Consider the following 22,470-nt stretch of genomic DNA (forward strand, 5'->3'; position numbering starts at 1 on the left):
TAGCCACAAAAGGTCCATAATCCCCCCTTAATCCCTGCATAGTGCAATGCCAGCCACACCACTCCGGGAGCCCCACCATGCACGTTCTGCTCTGCGAGGACGACGACCTGATCGCCGCCGGCATCTGCGCCGGCCTTACCGCCCAGGGCCTGACCGTGGACCGGGTGGGCAACGCCGCCGCCGCGAGGGCGATGCTGCAGGCCGCGCAGTTCGACGTGATGATTCTCGACCTCGGCCTGCCCGACGAAGACGGCCTCAAGCTGCTACGCCGCTTGCGCGAAAAAGGCGAAACCTTGCCGGTGCTGGTGCTCACAGCCCGCGATGCGGTCACCGACCGCGTCGATGGCCTGCAGGCCGGCGCCGACGACTACCTGCTCAAACCGTTCGACCTGCGCGAACTGGCCGCACGCCTGCACACCCTGCTGCGCCGGGTGGCCGGGCGGGCGGTGAATGTGATCGAGCACGGGCCGCTGCGGTATGACCCCAGCAGCTGCGAGGCAACCCTGGCCGGGCAACCGGTAGACCTGTCCCGCCGCGAGCAGGCCTTGCTCCAGGCGTTGTTGCAGAACCCTGGGCGGGTGCTGTCCAGCGAACAACTGAAAGACTGCGTGTACGGCTTCAGCGACGAAGTCGAGAGCAACGCCCTGAACGTGCATATCCACCATCTGCGGCGCAAGCTGGGCAACGGTATCGTCGAGACCGTGCGTGGCCTGGGTTACCGGCTGGGCCCGGCACAGGCACCGGAAGAGGCGGCATCGTGAGCCTGCGGGTACGCCTGAGCCTGATCCTGGGCAGCGCCTTCGTGATCATCTGGGTGCTGGCCGCTGCGTGGATGCTGCGTGACTTGCGCCAGCAGATGATGTTTTCCCTCGATCAGCGTCTGGTGGCGTCGGCGCGCATGGTCGCCGGGCTGATCGACCAGTTGCCCCAGCCACTGACTGCCAAGGGCGGCGAAGCACACTTTTCCGCCGACCAGTTCAGCGTGCCGGACGGCATGGCCTGCCAGGTCAGCTCGCTGCGTGGCGAAATCCTGGCCAGCAACCACAAGCACGATGGCGCCATGGACGACGAGCGCAGTGGCTTTCGCGACCAGACCATCGATGACGCACTGTGGCGCACCTTCACTTACAACCATGGCGATGTACGCATCACCACTGCCGACCGGCACATGGAGCGCGAGGCGCTGAACCAGTCGATCCTGCTGGCGGCTTCGGCGCCGGTGCTGATGGCCCTGCTCGGCAGCCTGGGGCTGTTGTGGATTGGCCTGGGCAAAGGGCTGGAGCCGCTCAACCGTATGCGCGACGCCTTGCGCCGAAGGCGTGTGGACAGCGTTGAACCGTTGCAGGTGGCGGGCATGCCCAGCGAGCTGCAACCCTTGCTGGAAACCCAGAACCAGCTGTTCCTGCGCATTGCCCAGACCCTCGAGCGCGAACGGCGCCTGACCGACGACGCGGCCCATGAACTGCGTAGCCCGCTGACGGCAATCAAGACCCACCTGCAAGTGGCGCGCATGACCGATGGTGCGGTGCGCGAGCAGGCGTTGGAGCATGCCGAGCAGGGTGCCGACCGCATGCACCGTACGCTGGAGCAGTTGCTGATGTTGGCGCGGGTGGAGGGCAGCCTGTCGTTCGACGATGGCGTGCAGTGCAGCGCCGAACAGGTGGCCCGGCAGGCAGTGCAAGATGCCGGTGGGGGAGATAACCGTCGCATTGTCTTGCGTTTGCCTGAAGAGGCGACGCGGATTTACCTGGGTATGCCGGCACCGCTGGCGGTGGCAGCGCTGCGCAACCTGCTGGACAACGCCTTGCGCCATGGCGGCGATGAGGCGGTGGAGCTGGAAGTGCAGATGGCTGACGGGCAGGTGGGCTTCATGGTGCGCGACCATGGGCCGGGCATTGCCGAGGCAGACCTTGAGCATTTGACCGAGCGCTTCTGGCGTAATGGGCAGAGTGGTGGTTGTGGGTTGGGGCTGGCGATCGTGCAGGCGATTGTGCAGCGTTGTGCCGGTAGCCTGCGGTTTGACAGCCGTAGCGATGGGTTGCGAGTGCTGTTGCAAGTGCCGGCGCGCGCGGGGCATTGATCTTCATCGCCTGTGCCGGCCCTTTCGCGGGCGCGCCCGCTCCCACAGGTACTGCACGGGTTTCAAGATTTGTGCGGTCCCTGTGGGAGCGGGCGTGCCCGCGAAAGGGCCGGCACAGGTAAAGCAAAATCCTGCTACAACGGCTAAATCCTCCCCGCACTCAAGCGTTTTCAAAGCGACAACCGCTCATTCGCTTGCTTGCGAGGATTCACCCATGTCCACCGCTTCCAGCCTTGCCCAGCTCCCGCCGGCCAGCGTGCCGCAGCCACTCTACGAATTCACCGACTCCCCTCTGCTGCAACGCCAGCAGCAACAGGAGTCCAACGCCCGCAGCTATCCACGGCGCATTCCACTGGCGCTCAAGCGCGCCCGCGGCATCCATGTGGAAGATGTCGAAGGCCGCCAGTTCATCGATTGCCTGGCCGGCGCCGGCACGTTGGCGCTGGGCCATAACCACCCGGTGGTGGTCGAGGCGATCCAGCGGGTATTGGCAGATGAGCTACCCCTGCACACCCTGGACCTGACCACGCCGGTCAAGGACCGCTTTGTTCAGGATCTGTTCGGCATCCTGCCCGAGGCTCTGCGCCGTGAGGCCAAGGTGCAGTTCTGCGGCCCGACCGGCACCGACGCGGTGGAGGCTGCGCTGAAGCTGGTACGTATGGCCACCGGCCGCAGTACCGTATTGGCGTTCCACGGCGCCTACCATGGCATGAGCCAAGGGGCGTTGAGCCTTATGGGCAGCCATGGGCCGAAGCAGCCGCTGGGGGCCTTGCTGAGTAGCGGTGTGCAGTTCATGCCGTACCCATACGACTACCGCTGCCCGTTCGGCCTGGGTGGCGAAGCCGGGGTCAAGGCCAACCTGCATTACCTGGAAAACCTGCTGCTCGACCCGGAAAGCGGGGTGCCGCTGCCGGCGGCGGTCATCCTGGAGGTGGTGCAGGGTGAGGGCGGGGTGGTTCCGGCCGATATCGAATGGCTCAAGGGTGTACGCCAGATCACCGAGCAGGCCGGTGTTGCGCTGATCGTCGACGAAATCCAGAGCGGTTTTGCCCGTACCGGGCGCATGTTCGCCTTTGAGCATGCCGGCATCGTGCCGGATGTGGTCACCTTGTCCAAAGCCATTGGCGGCAGCCTGCCGCTGGCGGTGGTGGTGTACCGCGACTGGCTGGATACCTGGAAGCCGGGCGCCCACGCTGGCACGTTCCGTGGCAACCAGATGGCCATGGCGGCCGGCTCGGCGGTAATCCATTACCTGGTGGAACACCGTTTGGCCGAGCATGCCGAGGCCATGGGGCTGCGCTTGCGCAAGCACCTGTTGCAGCTGCAGCGCGATTACCCGCAACTGGGCGATGTGCGCGGGCGCGGGTTGATGCTTGGGGTGGAGTTGGTGGATCCGCAGGGCAAGCGGGATGCATTGGGCCACCCGGTTGCCAACCGAGAGCTGGCGGCCAAGGTGCAGCGTGAATGCCTGAAGCGCGGGTTGATTCTGGAACTGGGTGGGCGGCATGGCGCCGTGGTGCGCTTCCTGCCGCCGCTGATCATCAGCGGCGAGCAGATCGATGACGTGGCGCAGCGCTTTGCCGAGGCCTTCATCGCAGCAGTCTGACCGACCGCCGGGGCCGCTGTGCGGCCCCTGTGGGAGCGGGTCCTGCTAAATCAGTCGAATGTGCGCCCGGCCCGCCAATACCCCATCAAGGTCAGGCAATCCCGCTGCAACCCGCGCTCCTTGATCAGATACCGGCGAATATCCATCACCGTCGCCGATTCCCCTGCCACCCAGGCATGAAACGTACTGCTGGCGCTGCTGGCCTGCTCCCACAAGATCCGCTTGTCGATATCCACGTCTTCCAGCTTCGCCCGCGGCGCGGCAGCACCCTGTGGCAGGCTGGCCAGCTCACGCACGGCATGTTGCATGGCGTGGCCATGTTCGCATTGCAGCACGTCGCGCGGCAGCCAGTGCAGCTGGGTGGCAGGGCCGTGGTGCAGGTCCAGGCAGTCGGCCTCCAGGGGCACTTCGATGAACGCCTGTACAGCCAGGTCGGGTTGCTTGTCAGCCAGTTGCTCAAGAATGCCAGCGATGGCCGGCAGCGCAGTCTCGTCGCCAACCAACAGCACATTGTGCACCCCCTGTGGCGGTTTCCATTCGTAACCGCCCGGGTCGCCTTCATAGGCCAGGTTGGGCGCGACCATCTGCAAGCCGTCACCCACCTGTGCATGGGTAGCCCAGGCCGAGGCCGGGCCGTTCACGCCATGCAGCACGAAGTCGACATCCACCTCCATGGCCTCGCGGCGCAGGGCGCGAATGGTGTAGGTGCGCATCGGCGGGCGCTGGGTGGGAGGCAATGCGCTGTGCGCGGCCTTCCAGTGCTGGTCGTTGGTCAGGTTGGGCAATGAGCCGTCAGGGGCGGGGAACAGCAGCTTGACGCGCTGGTCCGGCGCCAGCGTGGTCATTTCGGTGACATCCGGGCCGGTGAACACCAGGCGTGTCAGTGATGGGCTGAGTTGAATGCGTCGGGCGAGCACCAGGTCGAAGATGCGGTAGGCGCCGGTGGCTGGCGTGCGGCCGTTGATCAGGCGGCGCAGGCCGTGCTGCAGCGCTTGGGTGATGCTGGCGGAGCTGGACATGCGGGAGCCTCTTGCTGGCGGTTTTCTCTAGGGACGAGCCGCCAGCACTGCAAATTAGCCCCGCATGAGCCGTTACCAGCCGCGCCCCGAGTTCACCCAGAAGTTAACCGACAGCGAGGTGGATACCGACTCCACCTGGTGGAACCAGCCTTCAGGCAGGAACAGCAGGTCACCGGCCTGCAGCACCACGCGCAGGAACGGCACGTCGCGTGCCGCCGGGAAACGCTGGTAGTCCGGGGCGTCGGGGTTGAAGTCGCAGCCGTCCAGGCCGCCTTTGGGGCTGGTCGACCAGGTACCCACGGCCGGGCGGTGGTGCGGGGCGGCGAGAATGAACGACTTTTGCCCCCAGACCTGGGCAAACAGGTTGTCGGTGTCGTCACGGTGCAGGGGTGTCAACGTGCCCTTGGGGCCGATCCAGATGCGCGGTGCGATGAATTTTTCGCGCGCGAAGTACTGCGGGTAGCGGATCAGCGTCAGCAGCTTTTCCGGCACGATGTTGTTGCCCATGTAGGCCGGAGTTTCACCGGGTTTGGCCGGGGTATCCAGCGAGGCGATGAACTCGGCCATGGAGGTGGAGCGGAAATCGCGGTCGGTGGAGAAGGTCTTCTTCACGTAGTCGCCGTGTCGGGTGATGCCCTGCAGCTCGGCGAAATGTTGCAGGGAGGCTTCGCGGCCCATGGTGAACAGCGGCCAGTCCTGCAGGGCATCGCTGATGACCACCGGGGTGCCATGCACCAGGTACTCGCTCTGGAAGCGTGCCAGCGGCATGTCGTTGCGGGCAATGCGTGCCACCTCGCGCTGCACCGGTAGTGCGGCCGATACCCGTTCGCTGAAGCGTGCCGGGGTGGGGTAGCGCTGGTTCATCGATGCCTTGGCAACCGGGGTGCCGCGGCGGGCATTGCTGATGATTTGCGGCAGCAGGGTGGCCAGGCCCATGTTGCCGGTGATCTTCAGGCGTGCGCTGGCGAACAGTTCCTCGACGTTGGCGGTGCCGCCCATGATGCCGAGGAAGTCGCGCTCGGCCACCTCGATGGTGACGTCCGGCGCGCTGTGGCGGCCGGCACCGGTGCGGCTGCTGTCGCGCACCTCCGACCAGAAGGCCCGGTCGTGGCCGAAGACGAACTGGAATACGCCTTCGATGCCGACGGCATGGGCGTTGGCGAACAGTTTGCTGAGGATGCTCTGAAGGTCCACGGTGTGCCTCTGGCGGTCTTTCGTTGTGCAGGGATAACGAGCGCCTGCGCCAAGGATTTAGCTGTTTGGGCGGGTAATTTTCCGGCGTGCTGCTACGTCCCGTAGGGATGCTCACATTGTTGACCCAAGGAACCCCTATGGCACTGCACCCTGATCTGGCGGCATTTCTGGAACTGGTCGAATTTGGCCGGCTGACGGGCAGGAGCCTGCCCATGCACGCGATGGACGTGGCCCAGGCCCGGGCCGAGTTCGCCGGCAGCTCGCAAGTGCTTGACCCGAGCCCGCCGGGCGACGTGCAGGTCAGTGAGCTGCACATCACTGCGCGTGACGGGGCCAGCCTGGCGGCCCGCTTGTACCGCCAGGGCGATGCCGGCGATGCCCTGCAGCCGGTGATCTTCTACCTGCATGGCGGCGGCTACGTGGTTGGCAGCCTCGATTCGCACGATTCGGTGTGCCGCCGCCTGGCGGCCCTGGGCGAGTTTGCGGTGCTGGCGGCAGACTACCGGCTGGCGCCGGAGCAGCAGTTCCCGGTGGCCCTGCATGACGTGCTGGACGCTGCTAACTGGCTGGCGGAGCAGGCGGCAGCGCTGGGGCTGGATAACCGGCGCGTGGTGCTGGCGGGGGATAGCGTGGGTGCAAGCCTGGCGGCGGTACTGGCCATTACAGCTGTCGAGCAGCCTGAAGCGCTGGCGTTCAAGCCGCTGGCGCAGTTGCTGTTCTATCCGGTCACGGATATTTCCTGCCAACGGGGCTCGCACCGCGAGCATGCCGAAGGCTACCTGCTGGAGACGCCAACCCTGGAGTGGTTCTACCAGCACTATGCGCCCCAGCCCGAGCAGCGCCTGGACTGGCGTGTGTCACCCCTGCTGTCGACGGTGCGCACACCCCTGGCGCCGGCGTACCTGTTCGTGGCCGAGTATGACCCGCTACATGATGAAGGCATTGCCTATCGTGACTGGTTGCTGGCGGGCGGGACGGCGGTGACCTTTGCCCGGGTGGAGGGGCTGACCCATGACTTCCTGCGCATGTCGGGGATTGTGGGGCAGGTGGAGGGGATTTACCGGGACGTTGGGGAGTGGTTGCAGCGGGTAGCTGGCCAGTCTTGACTTGATATTGCCGGGGGCGCTTTGCGCCCCTATCGCGACACAAGGCCGCTCCTACAAGAGACCGCGATCCCTTGTAGGAGCGGCCTTGCGTCGCGATGGGCCGCAGCGCGGCCCCCAGGGCCTCACCCTCGAACGCGCTTCCTCAGCACGTCCACCAGCCGCTCGATCTCCGCCTCGGTATTCAGCAGCCCGGGCGCCGTACGCACCACCGGCCCTGCATCCCGCGACACAGCATCCACCACGATATGCTGGCTGTTGAGGTACTTGGCCACCTCATCGGCATCCTGCCCCTTGACCCGGAAGAAGCAGAACCCTGCCGAATAGCGGGCGCTGCGTGGCGTCACCAACTCGATGCCCGGCAGTGCTTCAAGCCGCTGCTTGAGCAAGTCGTTCAGCCCGTGAATGCGCGCCTGTACCGCCGCCTTGCCCAGTTGCAAGTGCAACTCGAACGCCTTGCCCAGCGCCCAGCGGTGCTCGAACGCATGGTAGCCACCAGGTGTCATCACCGTAGCGAAATCCTCGTTCTCGGAGAACGTGGCGATGGTCGGGGTCAGCTGCTTCAGCTCTGTAGACGCTGCGCAAATGATTCCAGTACCCCGAGGCCCGAACATCCACTTGTGCGTGCCGGCAATGAAGTAATCGCAATTGAAGTCGGCAAAGCGAACATCTTCAACGCCAAAACCATGCACGCCGTCGATCACATAGATGATCTGGTCCTGCTCGTCACGCTGACGATTGACCTCGCGCACAAGCTTGCCGATCTCGCCCACAGGCAGCTTCACGCCGCTGCCCGAGTGCACCCAGGTCATGCCCAGCACCCGGGTTTTCGGCCCGATGGCGGCTGAAATGGTAGTCAGCACCTGGTCGGTGCTGACCTTGGCGGGGTCCTCGAACAGGCGCAGGCGCCGTACGGGTGTGCCGTCGCGCGTGGTCCGAAAAGCCATGGTATGGCGTGCTGCCGAGTGCTCGTGGACGGTTGTGAGAATTTCCTGCCCCGGCGCGATTTTCAATCCGGCGTAGATCAGCCCCAGGCCCTCGGTGGTGCTGCCGGTCAGGGCGATCTGCCGTGGCGTCACGCCGAGGTAACGTGCAGCCCATTCGCGCACAGCCGCTTCGTGCTTCCATTCCGACTGGCTGTCCCAGTCGACCATGCGTGCCGGCTGTCGGTCGAATTGGCCGCGCAGGGCCTCTATGGCCTCGCGCACGGGCCTGGGGTGCGAGGTAATCAGGAAGTTGGCGAAGTGCGCATAGGCAGGGTCCAGCTCGAACAGGCCGCGAAACGCCGCCCAGTTATCTGCACTGGCGGGTTGTGCCGCTGCGGCATGGGCGGCAGGCAGCAGTGTGCCGGGGCCGGTCAGGGGCAGGGCGGCAGCCAGCAGGCCGGCCTGCTTGAGAAAGGTACGACGATGGTTCATCAAGGTGCTCGACAGGGTCAGTGGGACGAAGTGGCAACAGGCTGCGCGGCGCGCTGCACGTGCTCCCACACCCGCAGGAAGTTGCCGCCCCAGAGCTTGGCGATATCCGCTTCGGAGTAGCCGCGGCTGATCAGCTCGGCGGTGACGTTGCGGGCCTGGCTGGCGTCCTGCCAGCCGTCGATGCCGCCGCCTTCGTTGAAGTCCGAGCTCAGGCCGACATGGTCGATGCCCACCTTGCGCACGGTGTAGTCGATGGCATCGCCGTAGTCCTTCAGCGTGGCTGGCGGCTCTTCGTCGAGAATGCCGTACAGCTCGTTGGCGTACTGGCCAACCTTCTGCTCGGGCCAGCCGGCGATCACCGGGTCGCCGGGCATAAGCGCGTAATTGAGGTTGGCCAGCGGCGGCAGGTCGTAGCGGGCACGCAGGGCGTTGAGTTTGTCCTGGGTCTTGCTGGTCAGCGGCTTGAGGTAGGTGGAGAAGGCCACCAGCTGGATCACCCCGCCGCTGTCCTTGATCAGTTGCAGTTCCTTGTCGGACAGGTTGCGGTTGATGTCGACCATGGCCCGTGGCGCCGAGTGCGAGGCCACCAGCGGCGCGCGGCTGAGGGCGGCCACCTGGGCCAGCGCTTTGCTCGACATCTGCGACACGTCGATGATCACGCCCAGGTCATTCAGCCGTTGCACCGCGCGCTTGCCGGTTGCCGACAGGCCATCCAGCGCATCGACGGTGTCATTGAAGAACGGCAGTGGGCGTGAGGAGTCGGCCCAGCTGTTGTTGCCCACATAGCTGAAACCGAACATGCGCACGCCGCGTGCGGCCCAGCGGTCGAGCTGGTCGATATCATCGCCCAGCGCATAGGCGTTGAGCATGCTGAGGAATACCGCGAACTTGCCTTCGCCATGCAGGCGCCGCATGTCCTGCGGGGTATAGGCAATGCCGACCTGTTGCGGGAAGTCGCGGACCATGGCGGTGATGGCGTTGAAGCGCACTTCCTGGGTGTGGCGAGCGGCTTCGACAAAGCCTGGGGTAGGGCGGTGCGGGCCATCGTTGCCGGTCCAGGATTCTGGCCAGGCGAAGATGGTCAGGGCGGCGCTCGACAGACGCCCGCGGGCCGCCTTGGCCAGGTCGAAGCGGCCACCGCCGTCCTTGTCGGCTTCGCTGCCTTCAGTGCCAAACGTCAGCGGCAGGGTGATGTGGCTGTCGAACGAGATGATGCGTTCCTGCAGGTCGTTGGCCTGGCGGGTCACCTCGCGGGAATAGCCGGCAGGTGTGGCCAGGTAATACCAGGCGGCAAACCCGGCGCCGGCGGCAACAGCCGTGGCCAGGCTGATAAACAGGGCTTTCTTCCAGCGTGGAGTCGTCATCTTGGTCTCAGTAGGTTCACCGTCGAGGGATGGGCACAGAGGCCGCCGCTACCTGCAGTGAACGAGCTCGCAGCCAGAAAATTTAGCCCGCCACGGAGCCCGCCCGGGCTTAAATTTTGCCGGCCGTGCAACGTTCTAGCCTTGGACGGGCCGTGCTCCATGGCCGCAATGAATGCACAGGTATGCAATGACGATTTCCCGACGCGGTTTCATCGCCGGTGTGGCATTGACGGGTGTGGTGGTACCTGGCGCGCTGGGTGCGCTGTATGTGCAGCGCCAGCGCGAGGCCGAGGCATTTCCCGAAACGCCGGGCGAGGCCGTGGTCGAGCTGGCCGATACCCGGTTGCAGCAGTTGGGCGACACCTTGCGCGGCATCTGGCGCTGGACTCTGCAGGGCAAGGATGCGGGGCTGGAAGGCCTGCCGGCAGGCGAGCTGGAACTGTTTCTCGACGTTGCCGCCAGCGGACGAGCCCTGCGCGGCTACCTGGATACCCCCGAGCGCCTGCGTGCAGACGAGGAGCCACGCTACCGTGTGGTGGGCGACCTGCTGGCGGACAAGCCCGGCACGTTGCGCTGGCGCCTGTTTTCGGCCCAGGCGCGTTACGAGTGCCATATCGTGCTGGATGAGGTCTGGGGCCGCTTCGGCAATGCCGGGCCGGCGACCCTCAACGGGCGTATTGCGTGCATGGACCGTGCATTGACGCTGCCCATTGAGGACAACCACTTCCTGGCGTTGAAGCGTACGTTCCCCGAGGCGCGCGAGCGTACCCCGCTGAACCCGCAACTGCTGGCCTGGCTGATCGCTCCCGAGCATCGCCTGTTCCACCAGCTGTGGCATTCGTCGCGTGACAAGTGGCACAAGCTGGACAAGGACAAGCAGGGCGCCCTGCGTGGCCTGGGTTGGCAGCCGGGGCCGCGAGACCGCGAGCGCGATGCACGTGGCCGGCACAAGGACCGCAACGGCTCGGGCGAGGACTTTTTCTTCATGCACCGGCACATGCTTGGCAGTGCCCGCGCCCTGCAGGACTTGCCTTCATGGCCGCGGTTCCCGTTGCCGCAGCCAGAGCTGGAGCGTGACCGTGCGGGTTTTGCCCGCTACTTCGACAACCATGACGGCAATGCCCTGCCGCCTACCTGGCTGGCCAGCGGTGACGCGGACTACACCCAGTGGGTGCGCGACATCAAGACGCCGGATACCTTCCATGGCAACTTCCAGGTCTGGGAGTCACGCTACAGCGACCCGGAGTACCTGAGCACCCTGACCTTGGGCCAGTTCGGCTCGGAGGTGGAGCTGGGCCTGCATGACTGGCTGCACATGCGTTGGGCATCGGTGCCACGCGACCCGTCCAACGGCATGCCGGTGCCGACGGCACGCACGCCGGACGACTTTGCCGAGCGCTGGTTCGCGGCGGATAACGACTTCCTCGGCGACCCATTTTCTTCCCATGTGAACCCGGTGTTCTGGCACTTTCATGGCTGGATCGATGACCGCATCGAAGACTGGTTCCGTGCCCATGAGCGGCTGCACCCGGGCGAGGTGCGGCGCCTGGAGGTCAATGGCGTGCAGTGGTTTGCGCCTGGGCGCTGGGTCGAGGTGGCAGACCCTTGGCTGGGGCCGGACACCCACGGTTGCTCGACTGTGCCGGGGTTGCGGCCCGGGCGCAGTGTGGAGATGGACCCGGAGACCATGAAGCTGGCATTGCGCATTATCTACAGTGATGAAGACCTGTTCGACAAGTTGCAGCCCAAGGTGCCGCAGCGGCCGTGGTACGCGCGTAACCTGAAGGTGGCGCGGCGCACTCAAGGCTGACGCGGTCTACTTGTAGGAGCGGCCTTGCGTCGCGATGGGCTGCGCAGCAGCCCCCGGATTTTGGCGTTTATGCGGATATTGTGGGGCCGCTTTGCGGCCCTATCGCGACACAAGGCCGCTCCTACAAGGGATCGCGCACAGGTTCGAGTTTCCACCCACCCCCTAGGGCCTTGTACAACGCCACGCTACCCTGCAACCGGGCCAGGCGCAGTTGCGCCTGTTGGTCCTGTGCCACATACAAGGTGCGCTGGGTTTCCAGCACGCTCAGCAAGGTCTCGGCCCCCGCGCCATAACGCTGCTGGGCCAGGTCAAACGCCAGCCGTGCCTGCTGCACTTCCTCATCCTGCCACTGCCGCTGGCGGTCTACACCCTGGATCGCATTCAGCGCTTTCTCGACATCGGCAAAGCCGGCGAGGATGCTGCTGCGGTAGGTTTCCAGCAATTCTGCCTGCTCGGCTTCGGCCAGTTCACGTGCAGCGCGTAGCCGGCCGTTGTTGAAGATCGGCGCAACCAGCCCGCTGGTAAGGGTGTAGTAAGAACTGTCGAACACGTGGGCAAACGTGTTTGCACCTGCGCCCAGGCTGGCCCCCAACGTCAGCTTGGGCAGCATGGCGGCGCGGGCAACCTGCACGTTGGCGCTGGCGGCGGCCAGCCGGGCTTCTGCGGCGGCAATATCCGGGCGGCGGGTGAGCAGTTCGCTCGGTACGCCGCTGCCAATCGCGGGCCACTGCAAGGTATCGATCGCCTCCCGGCTGGCGGGCAGTGACTGCACCGGGTCACCCAACAGGGTCGCCAGGGTGACCCTGCTGTCCTGCCACTTCTGCTCCAGCAAAGGCAACTGGCGTTGCTGGGTGGCCACCAGGCTGCGCTGTTGGGCCAGTTCCAGGCGTGTGGCCGAGCCGTTGCGTTGGCGCGCCTCGACCAGGCCCAGTACGTCCTGGGCATTGCGCAGGTTCAGGCGGGCGATACGCAGCTGTTCTTCCAGGGCCAGGCCTTGCAGGTAGCTGTCCGCTACCGCACTGACGAGGGTCAGCTCCACGGTCTGGCGGTCGAAGCGGCTGGCATCCAGGCTGCGCAAGGCGTTGTCGCGGGTGGCGCGCAGGCCGCCCCAGAAGTCGATCTCGTAACTGGCGCTTAGCTGCGCGTCGAATGAGGTGCTGGTGGGTTCGTTGCGGCTGACGTCGAGTTGGTCGTTGCCGTCGCCGTGCAGCAGCCGCTGGCGGCTGCCATTCAGGCCCAGTTGCAGTTCTGGCAGCAAGGGCGCACCGGCAATGACCGCTCGGGCCTGAGCCTGGCGTACCCGCGCCGTGGCGGCGGCCAGGTCGTGGGCGTTGTGCATGGCATGCTGCACCAGGCGGTCCAGTTCATGGCTGGCAAACGCCCGCCACCACTGCGCTGATGGCGGGGTTGCCGCTTGGGCTGCGCCTTGCCAGGTAGCGGGGGCGACAATGCCGCTGGTGGGTGTGGGTGGCGTGCTGCAGGCGGCAATGCTTACACACAAGGACAACAGGCAGATACGGCTAGGCAGTGTCATGGGTTATTCGCTGGTAAGGGCTTTGACCGGGTCGAGGCGGGCGGCTTTTCGCGCAGGCATGAAGCCGAACACGATGCCGGTGACGACGGCGCAGGCGAAGGCGCCGAGCATGGCAGGCAGGGCAAAGGCCACCGCCACTTCAGCCAGCATCAGGCCGCCGCCGATGGCCAGGGCCAGGACGATACCGGCCAGGCCGCCGACCATCGACAGCATCACCGCCTCGCTGAGGAACTGCCGCAGGATGTCGCGCTGGCGTGCGCCGGTGGCCATGCGGATACCGATTTCCCGGGTGCGCTCGCGCACGGTCATCAGCATGATGTTCATCACGCCGATACCGCCCACCAGCAGCGAGATCGCGGCGATCGCCCCCAGCATCAACGACAGGCTGTTCTGCGTGCGCGCTTCGGCCTGGATCAGTGCCGCGTCGTTGGTCAGCTCAAAGTCCTGGCGGCCGTTGTGGCGCTGGCGCAGCAGGCGGTCGATGGCCGCTTCGGCTTCGTTGACCCGGGTGGAGTCCTGCGCGGCAACGGTGATGTAGTCCGGGTCGCGCTGGCCGAACAGGCGGATGGCAGCGGCGGAGTAGGGCACCGCAATGCGTCCGTCGCTGTCCTGGTCGCCAGAGCTGGCACCCTTGCCGGCCAGGATGCCGACTACCTGGAACGGCACGTTGCCGATCAGGATGTACTGCCCCAGCGGGTCGCGCCCGGGGTCGAGCATCTTTTCCCGCACCTTCTGGCCGATCACGGCCACTGCCGCGGCGTTGGCCTCGTCGGCATCGGTGAAAAAGCTGCCTTCTACCGCCGGCCAGTTGAAGATCTCGGGGAACCAGGTGTTGTTGCCGCCCACGTAGAACTGCTGGCTGCTGTTGCCGTGGCGCACCATCATCTTCTCGCCGATTACCGGCATCACATGTTTGACTTGCGGCAACTGGCCGATGGCGGCAACGTCATCCAGCGTGATGGTGCCGGCCTGTTCGCCCAGGCTTGCCGGCTTGCCGTTGAGGTAGAGGATGTTGGAGCCGAAGGCGGCCATCTGCGCCATGACCTGGCGCTTGCTGCCTTCGCCCACTGCCAGCATCACCACCACCGAGGCCACACCGATGACAATGCCCAGCAGGGTCAGGGCGGTGCGGAAACGGTTGACCCACATTACCCGCCAGGCGGCTTGCAGGGCTTCGATCAGTTCACCTTTCCATGCCCCGCGCAAGGTCGCGCCGCGGTCCAGGCGTTGACGCAACTGGTCGGCTTGCAGCCCTTGCCCACTCTGGGTCGCAGGTTGGTCGGCGGCCGAGTCGCTGATGATCAGGCCATCACGAATTTCGATTACCCGCTGCGCCCGCGCCGCCACATCGCGGTCGTGGGTGATCAGGATGATCACATGGCCTTGGCTGGCCAGTTCGTCGAGCAGCGCCATGACCTCGGTGCCGCTGTGGCTGTCGAGGGCACCCGTAGGTTCGTCGGCGAGGATGATATGGCCGCCGTTCATCAGGGCGCGGGCAATCGACACCCGTTGCTGCTGGCCGCCGGACAGCTGGTGCGGGCGGTTGCCGGTGCGGCTGGCCAGGCCCAGGCGGCCGAGCAGGGCGCTGGCGCGGGCGTGGCGTTCGCTGGCGTCGATGCCGGCATAGATGGCCGGCATCTCGACGTTTTCCTGTGCCGAGCCCGAGGGGATCAGGTGGTAGCCCTGGAACACGAAGCCGAACGCCTCGCGGCGCAGCCAGGCCAGTTCGTCGCTGTCCAGCGTGGCCACGTCCTTGCCGGCGAAGCGATAGCTGCCGGAGGTGGGGCGGTCGAGGCAGCCGAGGATGTTCATCAGGGTTGACTTGCCAGAGCCTGAGGCGCCGACGATGGCGACGAATTCGCCGGGGTGGATGCTCAGGCTGATGCCGTGGAGGATGTCGACCTTGGGGGTGTCGAGACCGCCGTAGGATTTGCGGATGTCGACCAGTTCGATCAAAGGGGCGCTCATTCAGCCTCCGCTCAGCGTGGGGGCATCGATGACCAGGCGCTCGCCTTCGGTGAGGCCGTCCAGTACCTGCACCCGCAGGCGGTCGCTGAGGCCGGTGCGTACCTGGCGCTGTTCCACCTTGCCGTCCACGGTCAGCACATGCGCCAGGCGCAGGCCTTCGCCGTCGTCCAGCGCTGCCAGCGGCACGGTCAACACCTGGTTGGCCTTGCCTGCCACAAAGAATACTTGTGTGGTCATCTCGGCCATCAGCGCACCGTCCGGGTTGTCGACATCCAGCAGTACGCTGTATTGCACCACCTGGCTGCCGGCGCTGCCATTGCTGACGCTGGCTGGGCTACCGCCGCCCTGGCTGGCCTGCTCCAGCGGCTTGGGCGGAATCGGCAGCACTTGCCGCACGGTGCTGGTCCAGCGGCGCTTGCCGCCGGCCAGGGTGGTGAAGTAGGCGGTCATGCCAGGCTTGACCTTGCCGATGTCAGCCTCGGAGACCTGGGCCCAGACGGTCATCGGCGAGAGCTTGGCGATGCGCAGGATCAACGGGGTTTGCTGCTGGGCATTGAGGGTTTGCCCTTCGCGGGCATCCACGGCCACCACCGTGCCGTCCATGGGCGCGTAGATGCGCGTGTAGCCCAGTTCGGCCTCGTCGCTGCGCAGGCTGGCCTGGGCCTGGCGGATCTGCGCCTGGAACATGTCGATGCGCGCCTGGGTCACTTTCAACTGGGCTGCTGCCGTTTGCACGTCTTCTTCACGGGTGGCGCCGGCAGCGGCCAGGTCGCGCTGGCGCTTGAGCTGCTGCTGGGCGAGCAGGCCTTGAGCGCGCTGTTCGGCCAGTTGTGCCTTGAGGTTGTCGATCGAGTAGCGCCCGGCATCCAGCCGGGCTTGCTGGGTCGAAGGGTCGATCTCGACCAGCAACTGGCCTTTGCGCACCGTATCGCCGACTTCGACGTGCAGCTTGTGGATCTGGCCGGAGGCCTGCGCGCCAACATCCACGTAACGCCGGGGTTGCAGCGTGCCCAGGGCGGTAACGCTGCTTTCGATGTCGGCGCGTGTGACGGCCACCGTGCTCAGTGGCTGCGCACCGTAGGGCAGGGCCTTCCAGGCCAGCAGGCAGCCCGCGCCGAGCAGGCCCAGGCCTGCGAGCACGACGCGGCGGCGGGTGTTGGTTAAAGGTCGCATGCAGACTTCCAGCCAGAGTGAGGGCCACGCGCTGCCAGGTGACGGCGCGCACTGAGGTCACAGATAGACGAAAGCCCGACCAGTGGATTTAGCCCAGGCAAGAGGGGTGCTGGCGTGTTGCTGAGAATCATTATAGTTTGTAAGATTGCACGCTGACATCACTCGGTCCCGCGCTGCTGCCTGAAAAGGCTTTCTGGCAAAGGCTGGCAGGACATCTCAGGTAACGTCGTGGAACATTACTATCGCGAACTGGTGGGTTTCCTCTCCGCCCGCCTGGGCAGTCGCCAAGCCGCCGAAGACGTGGCGCATGATGCTTACCTGCGGGTGCTGGAACGCACCGATGCCGAGCGCATCGAGCACCCGCGCGCGTTTCTTTACCGTACCGCGCTCAACCTGGTGGTCGACCGCCACCGGCGGCACCAGGTGCGCCAGGCCGAGCCATTGGAAGTACTGGATAGCGACGAGCGCTGGCACACGGCGGCGCCGTCCCATGATTTGCAGCTGGACCAGCGCCTGGCACTGATGCAGCGTGCGCTGGATGAGCTGAGCAAGGTGTGCCGTGACTGCTTCCTGCTGCGCAAGCTCGACGGCCTCTCGCACCCGCAGATTGCCGAACACCTGGGCATTTCCCGTAGCGTGGTGGAGAAGCACATCGTCAACGCCATGAAGCACTGCCGGGTGCGTATGCGCGAGTGGGAGTCCTGAAGGGCGGGTCAAAGGCAAATGAAAATTCCGTCAGTCAATCACTTGATTTATGCGGTTTTCCCGACTTCTATCAAAGTAGACCCCTGCCGAACGTAGGCAGTAGCCGTCACCGGCGCAGTATGGTCATGGAGCTTACCCATTACCCAACTGCCCAGGTCCGACCATGGCTAACAAGACCCTGCGCATCCTCATCGCCGACTCACACCCCTGCCAGCGCCTCCAGCTGGAGCGGCTGCTCAATGGGCTGGGCTATTACCGCATAGCCCCCGTAGACAGCTTCGAGGAGTTGCAGCGCCTGGTGCATTGCGCCTTGCAGCCTTTTCACCTGCTGCTGGGCAATATCGAACTGGCCAGCCATGCCGGGGTCGACCTGGCGCGCTTCTGCCGTGTCAGCACGCAGATCCAGCACGCCCTGCTTTACCACTCCGCGCAGTTGAAAGTGCCTTCAGTGCCGCAGACTGAACGCCAGGCGGTCAGCCTGAGCTTGCCGCAGGTGCCCGATAACGAGGCGCTGGAGTCGTTCATGGCGATCATCGACGCGCCGCTGCTGGTCGGCAAGCTACCGCTGCCAGGCGCCATGCCGGTTGCTACGGCTCGGTCACGACCACGAGCCAACTTCGCGCACACGGTGTTCAACCGCCAGTAACGCAGCGGGCAGGGCAACAGGGCCGCTATTTGTTATCCTCTTGCCCTTTGCCGATTTGCGGACCCTGCCATGACTGCCATCGATACCGCTCGCCCGCCACGGTTCAGCCGTAGCGATCACCGGACCTTGGGCCTGGCCGCGCTGGGCGGCGCGCTGGAAATCTACGACTTCATCATTTTCGTGTTCTTTGCGCTGACCCTCAGCCAGCTGTTCTTCCCGCCCGAGATGCCCGAGTGGCTGCGCTTGCTGCAAAGCTTCGGCATCTTCGTCACCGGCTACCTGGCGCGGCCACTGGGCGGCATCCTGATGGCGCACTTTGCCGACCACCTGGGGCGCAAGCGGGTGTTCAGCCTGAGCATCCTGATGATGGCCCTGCCATGCCTGCTGATCGGGGTGATGCCGACCTATGCCGACATTGGCTACGCCGCACCGCTGATCCTGCTGGCGCTGCGTATTCTGCAGGGGGCGGCAGTGGGGGGCGAGGTGCCGAGTGCCTGGACCTTCGTCGCCGAGCATGCGCCTGCCGGGCGGCGGGGTTACGCCCTGGGCTTCCTGCAGGCCGGGCTGACCTTTGGCTACCTGCTGGGCGCGCTGACCGCAACCTTGTTGGCGCAAATGTTCACCCCACAGGAAATCCTCGACTACGCCTGGCGCTACCCGTTCCTGCTGGGCGGGGTGTTTGGTGTGATCGGCGTGTGGCTGCGCCGCTGGCTCAGCGAAACGCCGGTGTTCCTCGCCCTGCGCGCGCGTCAGGAGCAGCCGGTGACGTTCCCGCTGCGGCGGGTGCTGGGTGAACACCGCCGGGCATTGGTCCCGGCGGCGCTGCTGACCTGTGTACTGACCTCCGCCGTGGTGGTGCTGGTGGTGATTACCCCGACGGTGATGCAACAACGCTTCGGCATGACAGCCGGGCACACCTTTGCCTTGAGCAGCGTGGGCATTGTCTTCCTCAACATTGGCTGTGTACTGGCGGGGCTGCTGGTCGACCGCGTGGGCGCCTGGCGTGCGCTGATGTTCTACAGCCTGCTGCTGCCGCTGGGTATTGGCGCGCTGTACGCCAGCCTGGTAGGGCAGTGGGGCATGACCTGGCTGGCCTATGCGCTGGCAGGGCTGAGCTGCGGCGTGGTGGGGGTGGTGCCGTCGGTGATGGTCGGCCTGTTCCCGGCTGAAATCCGCGTGTCGGGCATTTCCTTCACCTACAACGTGGCCTACGCACTGTGGGCCAGCACCACACCGCTGGGACTCATTGCACTGATGCCGTGGAGCCCGTGGGTGTGTGTCGGCTTTTGTCTGGCCATGGGCACCGTGGGGTTGCTGACGGCCTTGTATTTCGGGCGCCGTGAGCCGTTGGCGTTTGCGGCGGAGCCGATGCCGATCATGTGCGGTGACAAATGAGCCGGTAACGGCAGAGGGATAGTGAGGCAGACTTCCGGGCGAGGGTTATTGGAATAACCTATTAGCCAAATTTAACCTGGAAGGTTAATTTCTCATGGAAAAGAGAACGCCTCATTGCTCGCTGGTGCGGGTAAAAGAGCTGGCTAGCGCTGGCCGCATCAGCCCTACTACTGCCGCGCTGCGAGGCGCGCAGGCTCTGGATATGGGGTATACGGACATGCTGGCTGTGGTCTGTGCGTTGGAGCGCAGAGATTTTTACAAAAGCATGACCAGTTATACTGACCACCGCGTCTGGCAAGATGTTTACCGGCCGCTCACGGTGAAGGGTTACCTGTACCTGAAACTGTCTGTGGTAGATGACGTGCTCATCGTGTCATTCAAGGAGTTGTGAACATGAGATGCCCGATTTGTGGGGGTGCCGAGCTCGCACCAGACACCAAGGACATGCCATACCGGTACAAGGGGCAATTGACCGTGATCCCTGATGTCGCAGGTAATTACTGCCCTGCCTGTGGTGAGGCAGTACTAAGCCATGACGAGGCAATGCGTACCAGCGATCTTATGTCGGCATTCAACCGACAGGTCAATGCGCTAGAAGTCGATCCTGAATTCATTATTTCCGTGCGCAAGAAATTTGATCTGGATCAGCGGGAAGCAGGGGAAATCTTCGGTGGCGGGGTCAATGCTTTTTCACGCTACGAGAATGGCAAAACGAAGCCGCCAGTGGCGCTGGTAAAATTGTTCAAGCTACTTGATCGTCACCCGGAGTTGTTCGAAGAAGTCAGAACCGCCTAACCCAGGTCGATGCAAAAAAGCCCCCGGTTTTCACGAACCGGGGGCTTTTTGTTGCAGCAAGACCTGGGGCGTTACATGTTCGGGTAGTTCGGCCCGCCAGCGCCTTCAGGGGTAACCCAGGTGATGTTCTGGGCTGGGTCCTTGATGTCGCAGGTCTTGCAGTGCACGCAGTTCTGCGCGTTGATCTGGAAGCGCTTGTTGCCGTCCTCCTGGGTGACCACTTCGTACACGCCCGCCGGGCAGTAGCGCTGGGCCGGTTCGTCGTACAGCGGCAGGTTGCTGGCGATTGGCACGTTCGGGTCGGTCAGCTTCAGGTGGCAGGGTTGTTCCTCTTCGTGGTTGGTGCTGGAGAGGAATACCGAGCTGAGCTTGTCGAAGCTGAGCTTGCCGTCCGGTTTCGGGTAATCGATCTTTTTCGAGTCTGCCGCGAGCTTGAGGCAGGCGTAGTCCGGCTTGGTGTCGTGCAGGGTGAACGGCAGCTTGCCGCCGAACCAGTTCTGGTCGACATAGTTGAACGCGCCTCCGAGCAGCGGGCCGAACTTGTGCAGCGCCGGGCCGAAGTTGCGGCTGGCGAACAGTTCTTCGTACAGCCAGCTGGCCTTGAAGGCGCTGACGTAGCCGTTCAGCTGGTCGCCGCCTTCGCTGCCGGCGATCAACGCGTCGGCCACGGCTTCGGCCGCGAGCATGCCCGACTTCATCGCGGTGTGGCTGCCCTTGATCTTGGAGAAGTTCAGGGTGCCCAGGTCGCAGCCGATCAGCGCGCCGCCGTTGAAGACCATCTTCGGCAGCGAGTTCAGGCCGCCTTTGCAGATGGCGCGGGCGCCGTAGCTGATGCGCTTGCCGCCTTCGAGGTACTGGCTCATAACCGGGTGGTGTTTCAGGCGCTGGAATTCATCGAACGGCGACAGGTACGGGTTGGCGTAGGACAGGTCGACGATCAGGCCGACCACTACCTGGTTGTTTTCCAGGTGATAGAGGAACGAACCACCGGTGTTGTCCTTGGCCACTACGTCCAGCGGCCAGCCGGCGGTGTGCACCACCAGGCCTTGCTCGTGCTTGGCCGGGTCGATTTCCCAGATTTCCTTCAGGCCGATGCCGTAGTGCTGCACATCAGACTCGTTATCCAGGTTGAAGCGCTTGATCAGTTGCTTGCCGATATGGCCACGGCAGCCTTCGGCGAACAGGGTGTACTTGCCACGCAGCTCCATGCCCGGGGTGTACATGCCGTCTTTCGGGTTGCCTTCACGGTCGACGCCCATGTCGCCGGTGACAATGCCGCGTACCACGCCGTTTTCATCGAACAGCGCTTCCTGGGCGGCGAAGCCCGGGTAGACTTCCACGCCCAGGTTCTCGGCCTGCTGGGCCAGCCAGCGGCACAGGTTGCCCAGCGAGATGATGTAGTTGCCATGGTTGTGCATGGTCTTGGGCACGAACAGGTCAGGCACCTTGGTGGCGCTGCCGGCATCCTTGAGCACGTAGATGTCGTCGCGCTTCACTTCGGTGTTAAGCGGGGCGCCGAGTTCTTTCCAGTCAGGGAACAGCTCGTTCAGGGCACGGGGTTCGAATACCGCGCCGGAGAGGATGTGGGCGCCCACTTCAGAGCCTTTTTCCACCACGCAGACGCTGATTTCGCTACCGGCTTCGGCGGCCTTCTGCTTCAGGCGGCAGGCGGCGGACAGGCCCGCCGGGCCGGCGCCGACGATGACCACGTCGAATTCCATGTATTCGCGTTCCACTGGTTCTCTCCTACTCATCAAGGCTCGTGCTGTTGCTTTGTCTTATGGGTGCTTGCGCACAGTGGCTCATCACGGGAGCGAAACTGTAGCTGCGCAAATGACGGACTACACCGTTTTGTCTTGGCCGCGCATTATATCTACACCACTTGGCGGGTCCAATACAAACGTTTGTTTGAATTTGCCGCAGGCCAGTAAAATCACAGGAACGCGGCTGGAGGGTGACCGATTTGCCGTATTGACCGGATGGGGTGTTACGGTCAAGATACGAGCGGTTTTACGTTCGCCGTAGGCTTGCAGCCGGGCGCAGGTACACCTCTAAAGACCAGGTGTGGAGCAGGGTTTTGCGGCCTTTGGCCGGCTTGTAGTGGAGTTTACACGCCACGACAGAAAATGACCCGTGAGTATTTGTCGCAATAGTCCGGACAAGACTGTTCGGTCACAGTGAAGATACTGGCTTCCGGTACGTTTTTAGAGGTGCCCTTGTACCCACGCGCATCGCCGGGCTCAGCCCCAGGCGACTATCTATTCACCGGAGAGTAACGAGGAATCCATGAAGGTTCTTGTAGCTGTCAAACGAGTGGTCGACTACAACGTCAAGGTTCGCGTCAAGGCGGACAACTCCGGCGTCGACCTTGCTAACGTCAAGATGTCCATGAACCCCTTCTGCGAAATCGCCGTGGAAGAGGCCGTCCGCCTGAAGGAAAAGGGCGTTGCGACCGAGATCGTCGTCGTTTCCGTTGGCCCGGCCACTGCCCAGGAGCAACTGCGTACTGCGCTGGCCCTGGGTGCCGACCGCGCCATCCTGGTAGAAGCCGCTGACGAACTGAATTCCCTGGCCGTGGCCAAGGCGCTGAAAGCCGTTGTCGACAAGGAGCAGCCGCAGCTGGTCATCCTCGGCAAGCAGGCCATCGACAGCGACAACAA

Annotated in this window: 19 protein-coding genes; 11 read left to right on the forward strand and 8 right to left on the reverse strand. The window is 64.5% G+C overall.

Features of this window, described 5'->3' with window-relative positions:
* Positions 1-77: 77 nt before the first annotated feature.
* From ACQKPZ_RS17910 to ACQKPZ_RS17920, 3 genes are all read left to right on the forward strand, one after another.
* A complete protein-coding gene (locus ACQKPZ_RS17910; RefSeq protein WP_391127822.1) occupies positions 78-761 on the forward strand; it encodes a response regulator in 684 nt (227 codons plus the stop codon).
* Positions 758-2,080 (forward strand): ATP-binding protein, encoded by a 1,323-nt coding sequence (locus ACQKPZ_RS17915; RefSeq protein ID WP_427540597.1) that lies wholly within the window; start codon positions 758-760, stop codon positions 2,078-2,080. Before ACQKPZ_RS17910 ends, ACQKPZ_RS17915 begins: the two co-directional genes overlap by 4 nt.
* A 214-nt stretch (positions 2,081-2,294) precedes the next feature.
* The gene (locus ACQKPZ_RS17920) at positions 2,295-3,686 is read left to right on the forward strand and encodes an aspartate aminotransferase family protein (RefSeq protein ID WP_427540600.1); all 1,392 of its coding nucleotides are present in this window, start codon (positions 2,295-2,297) and stop codon (positions 3,684-3,686) included.
* Between the two features lie 50 nt (positions 3,687-3,736).
* Here the strand turns inward: ACQKPZ_RS17920 and ACQKPZ_RS17925 are convergent, their stop codons facing one another.
* Together ACQKPZ_RS17925 and ACQKPZ_RS17930 are read right to left on the reverse strand one after the other, a co-directional pair.
* Positions 3,737-4,705: a siderophore-interacting protein gene (locus ACQKPZ_RS17925; RefSeq protein ID WP_427540603.1), complete on the reverse strand. Its 969-nt coding sequence runs from the start codon at positions 4,703-4,705 to the stop codon at positions 3,737-3,739.
* 72 nt (positions 4,706-4,777) lie between these two features.
* Entirely contained in the window at positions 4,778-5,899 is a 1,122-nt protein-coding gene (locus ACQKPZ_RS17930; protein ID WP_427540606.1) for a cupin-like domain-containing protein, read from the reverse strand.
* A gap of 137 nt (positions 5,900-6,036) precedes the next feature.
* On the opposite strand from ACQKPZ_RS17930, the gene ACQKPZ_RS17935 reads away from it, so the two are divergent.
* Entirely contained in the window at positions 6,037-7,005 is a 969-nt protein-coding gene (locus ACQKPZ_RS17935; protein ID WP_427540609.1) for an alpha/beta hydrolase, read from the forward strand.
* Positions 7,006-7,127: 122 nt separating this feature from the next.
* Here ACQKPZ_RS17935 and ACQKPZ_RS17940 read toward each other — a convergent pair whose 3' ends face one another.
* Positions 7,128-8,420, reverse strand: coding sequence for an aminotransferase class V-fold PLP-dependent enzyme (locus tag ACQKPZ_RS17940; RefSeq protein WP_427540612.1), 1,293 nt, complete (start codon positions 8,418-8,420; stop codon positions 7,128-7,130).
* Between the two features lie 17 nt (positions 8,421-8,437).
* Positions 8,438-9,784: a dipeptidase gene (locus ACQKPZ_RS17945; RefSeq protein WP_427540615.1), complete on the reverse strand. Its 1,347-nt coding sequence runs from the start codon at positions 9,782-9,784 to the stop codon at positions 8,438-8,440.
* A gap of 187 nt (positions 9,785-9,971) precedes the next feature.
* Here ACQKPZ_RS17945 and ACQKPZ_RS17950 point away from each other — a divergent pair, with 187 nt between their 5' ends.
* Positions 9,972-11,594 carry a PvdJ/PvdD/PvdP-like protein gene (locus ACQKPZ_RS17950; RefSeq protein WP_427540618.1) on the forward strand — a complete coding sequence of 541 codons (1,623 nt, stop codon included), beginning with the start codon at positions 9,972-9,974 and terminating at the stop codon, positions 11,592-11,594.
* A 121-nt stretch (positions 11,595-11,715) separates the two neighbouring features.
* Here ACQKPZ_RS17950 and ACQKPZ_RS17955 read toward each other — a convergent pair whose 3' ends face one another.
* The 3 genes from ACQKPZ_RS17955 to ACQKPZ_RS17965 are packed head-to-tail and all read right to left on the reverse strand — an operon-like array spanning position 11,716 to position 16,269.
* Positions 11,716-13,128, reverse strand: a complete 1,413-nt coding sequence (locus ACQKPZ_RS17955; RefSeq protein WP_427540621.1) for an efflux transporter outer membrane subunit — start codon at positions 13,126-13,128, stop codon at positions 11,716-11,718.
* A 3-nt stretch (positions 13,129-13,131) separates the two neighbouring features.
* Positions 13,132-15,096 (reverse strand): MacB family efflux pump subunit, encoded by a 1,965-nt coding sequence (locus ACQKPZ_RS17960; RefSeq protein WP_391127849.1) that lies wholly within the window; start codon positions 15,094-15,096, stop codon positions 13,132-13,134.
* Entirely contained in the window at positions 15,097-16,269 is a 1,173-nt protein-coding gene (locus ACQKPZ_RS17965) for an efflux RND transporter periplasmic adaptor subunit (RefSeq protein WP_427540624.1), read from the reverse strand. It abuts the gene before it with no gap.
* A gap of 213 nt (positions 16,270-16,482) precedes the next feature.
* On the opposite strand from ACQKPZ_RS17965, the gene ACQKPZ_RS17970 reads away from it, so the two are divergent.
* The 5 genes from ACQKPZ_RS17970 to ACQKPZ_RS17990 all read left to right on the forward strand — a co-directional run bounded on the left by ACQKPZ_RS17970 (position 16,483) and on the right by ACQKPZ_RS17990 (position 19,810).
* Positions 16,483-16,974 carry a sigma-70 family RNA polymerase sigma factor gene (locus ACQKPZ_RS17970; protein ID WP_391128241.1) on the forward strand — a complete coding sequence of 164 codons (492 nt, stop codon included), beginning with the start codon at positions 16,483-16,485 and terminating at the stop codon, positions 16,972-16,974.
* Positions 16,975-17,137: 163 nt separating this feature from the next.
* The gene (locus ACQKPZ_RS17975; protein ID WP_427540627.1) at positions 17,138-17,620 is read left to right on the forward strand and encodes a histidine kinase; all 483 of its coding nucleotides are present in this window, start codon (positions 17,138-17,140) and stop codon (positions 17,618-17,620) included.
* Positions 17,621-17,689: 69 nt separating this feature from the next.
* Entirely contained in the window at positions 17,690-19,015 is a 1,326-nt protein-coding gene (locus ACQKPZ_RS17980) for an MFS transporter (RefSeq protein WP_427540630.1), read from the forward strand.
* Between the two features lie 94 nt (positions 19,016-19,109).
* Positions 19,110-19,406: a type II toxin-antitoxin system MqsR family toxin gene (locus tag ACQKPZ_RS17985; protein ID WP_427540633.1), complete on the forward strand. Its 297-nt coding sequence runs from the start codon at positions 19,110-19,112 to the stop codon at positions 19,404-19,406.
* 2 nt (positions 19,407-19,408) lie between these two features.
* Positions 19,409-19,810 carry a type II toxin-antitoxin system MqsA family antitoxin gene (locus ACQKPZ_RS17990; protein ID WP_427540636.1) on the forward strand — a complete coding sequence of 134 codons (402 nt, stop codon included), beginning with the start codon at positions 19,409-19,411 and terminating at the stop codon, positions 19,808-19,810.
* A 71-nt stretch (positions 19,811-19,881) separates the two neighbouring features.
* On the opposite strand, the gene ACQKPZ_RS17995 is transcribed toward ACQKPZ_RS17990, so the two are convergent.
* Complete coding sequence (locus ACQKPZ_RS17995) at positions 19,882-21,564, reverse strand: electron transfer flavoprotein-ubiquinone oxidoreductase (protein WP_391127867.1); 1,683 nt, start codon at positions 21,562-21,564, stop codon at positions 19,882-19,884.
* 532 nt (positions 21,565-22,096) lie between these two features.
* Between ACQKPZ_RS17995 and ACQKPZ_RS18000 the strand changes: the two genes are divergently transcribed.
* The coding region (locus ACQKPZ_RS18000) for an electron transfer flavoprotein subunit beta/FixA family protein (RefSeq protein WP_427540639.1) at positions 22,097-22,470 on the forward strand (374 nt) is incomplete at its 3' end.

Origin of the sequence: Pseudomonas sp. NPDC089547 (assembly GCF_050280665.1) — a bacterium.
GTDB lineage: Bacteria > Pseudomonadota > Gammaproteobacteria > Pseudomonadales > Pseudomonadaceae > Aquipseudomonas.